The organism is Ectobacillus sp. (genome assembly GCF_056992975.1).
Genome location: NZ_JBXKMX010000011.1, coordinates 1 through 2,620, shown reverse-complemented (window position 1 = coordinate 2,620; position 2,620 = coordinate 1). Strand labels below are relative to the sequence as shown.

Annotated in this window: 3 protein-coding genes and 1 riboswitch; all 3 genes read right to left on the bottom strand. The window is 38.1% G+C overall.

The window, feature by feature from the left end; all coding sequences use genetic code 11:
- A partial coding sequence (locus tag AC11ZT_RS00490) for a response regulator (protein ID WP_484057728.1) occupies window positions 1-274 on the bottom strand: 274 nt, incomplete at its 3' end.
- 144 nt (window positions 275-418) lie between these two features.
- Window positions 419-1,744, bottom strand: coding sequence for an NCS2 family permease (locus tag AC11ZT_RS00485; RefSeq protein WP_484057727.1), 1,326 nt, complete (start codon window positions 1,742-1,744; stop codon window positions 419-421).
- 98 nt (window positions 1,745-1,842) lie between these two features.
- A riboswitch (purine riboswitch) is annotated at window positions 1,843-1,944 on the bottom strand.
- Window positions 1,945-2,056: 112 nt separating this feature from the next.
- The coding region (locus AC11ZT_RS00480; RefSeq protein WP_484057726.1) for a GMP synthase (glutamine-hydrolyzing) at window positions 2,057-2,620 on the bottom strand (564 nt) is incomplete at its 5' end.

Below are 2,620 nucleotides of genomic sequence, written 5' to 3'. Positions count from 1 at the left end.
CAATAATTTTATCCATATCTTGGATTTTTGCTGAAAGCATAATAATCGGCATATTTTTCGTTTCTCGAATTTTCATACAAGCCTGTACACCATCCATTTTCGGCATCATAATATCGAGAATAACAAGGTGTATTTCATTTTTCTTAACAAGGTCCAGGCCTTCAAGACCATTAGCTGCCTTTAATATACGATAGCCTTCGTCTTGCAAATATATCTCTATTAAATCGCGAATTTCTTTTTCATCATCAATGATTAAGATGGTCTCGTCTTTCATGCCAAACCCCTTTCTTTACAAAGTTCGCCTATATACATAATAAAACAAAATACGTAAGAAGTAAGAATAGAAATTCTTAACAATTTCTTGATAATACAAAAAAGCCGGAACCCCCTTAAAGGATTCCGGCTTGCGTCATATCAATTATTTTCTTACAAAGATGAAATATAAAACGAAGATGACAGCCATCACATACATGATTGGGTTAACTTCTTTCCCGCGACCTTTAACAACCATTGTAATTGGGTAGAAGATAAAGCCAATTGCGATCCCTGTTGCAATGCTATATGTTAACGGCATCGCAATGATTGTGAAGAATGCAGGAACTGCAGTTTCGAACTTCTTCCAATCAATTTCACCTAGTGACGATACCATTAGAATACCTACAATAATTAATGCTGGTGCAGTAACAGATGCTGTAACAACACTTAGTAACGGTGAAAAGAAAAGAGCTAGTAAGAAAAATCCTGCAGATACGACAGCAGTAAAACCAGAACGTCCACCTGCTGCAACCCCAGCTGAAGATTCAATGTAAGCTGTTGTAGTTGAAGTACCAAAAATTGCTCCGATTACCGTTGCAGCTGCATCTGCAAATAATGCTCTACCAGCCCGTGGAAGCTTGTTATTTTTAATTAATCCAGCTTGATTTGCTACTGCTACAAGTGTACCGGCTGTATCAAAGAAATCGATGAAGAAGAATGTTAAGATTACTACAAGCATTTTTGCAGTGAAAATATCGCCAAAATGCATAATTGATACACCAAATGTAGGTTGAATACTTGGAATAGAACCAATAATTGACGTTGGAGCGTGAATCAAACCAGTAATCATTCCGACGATTGCAGTAACAACCATTCCGAAGAACACAGCTCCGTTAATCTTTCTTGTCATTAAAATAACGGTGATGAATACACCGAAGATTGCTAATAAAGTCGTTCCTTTTGTTAAATCGCCAAGTCCTACTAAAACCGCTTCATTCTTTACAATAAGTCCTGCATTTTGAAAACCAATGAATGCGATGAATAAACCAATACCTGCTGCAACAGCATGTTTTAATTCAACCGGAATAGCGTTGATAATTTTTTCACGAAAACCAGATGCTGTTAATGCAATGAAAATAAGTCCAGACATTAATGTACCAGCAATTGCAGTTTGCCATGGAATACCCATTGTTAAAATAACTGTATAAGCGAAAAACGCGTTAATTCCCATTCCTGGTGCTAGCGCAATTGGATAGCGAGCAAATATCCCCATGATAAGAGATCCGACTGCTGCAGCTAATGCTGTTGCAACGAAAACCGCTCCCTTGTCCATCCCAACCCCTGCTGGTAAATTAGGAACAGAGCTCAAAGAAAGAGTAGCCGGATTTACGAATAAAATATAGGCCATAGATAAAAACGTTGTTAAGCCGGCAAGAAATTCTGTTTTATAATTCGTACCAAGCTCTTCAAATTGAAAATAGCGTTTCATAAGTTTTTTTCCTCCACATCAAAATGAATTGGTCACGCAATCTTCCAATACTAAAAAAGGCACTCCCACTAAACATGGAAGTGCCGACACATAATACACGTATTGTCAGAACACCTCGTAGTCCAGCCATTTACGGTAGCTAGGTAGAAACTTTTGGGCCCTATTCCCAAGATTATACGATGCTTTACTATATTAAATAAGTACAGAAATTATTTTACGAGCGAACATACAGATTGTCAATATGAAAAGCGAACAAATTATGATGAATGCACATAAATTGTTCGCTTTTCTCACATACTTTTTATTCTCGTCCTATTCCCACTCAATTGTTGCAGGTGGTTTACTCGTAATATCATACACAATTCGGTTTACATGTTTTACTTCGTTTACAATACGTACGGAGATCTTTTCTAACACATCCCATGGAATACGAGCCCAGTCCGCCGTCATACCGTCAATAGAAGTTACTGCACGAATTCCTACTGTGTAATCGTATGTGCGTTCATCCCCCATGACTCCAACGCTACGCATGTTCGGAAGAGCGGTGAAATATTGCCAAATTTCGCGTTCTAATCCAGCATTTTTAATTTCCTCACGAAGAATAGCATCAGATTCTCTTACGATTTCAAGTTTTTCTTCTGTTATTTCACCTAAAACACGAATTCCTAGACCTGGACCAGGGAATGGTTGGCGCCATACGATCTCATCTGGAATACCAAGTTCAGAACCTAATACGCGAACCTCGTCTTTAAACAATGTATTAAGCGGTTCGATTAACTGAAATGACATATCCTCAGGAAGGCCACCTACATTATGATGAGACTTAATCGTTTGGGCCGTTAACGTACCGCTCTCAATAATGTCAGTATATAATGT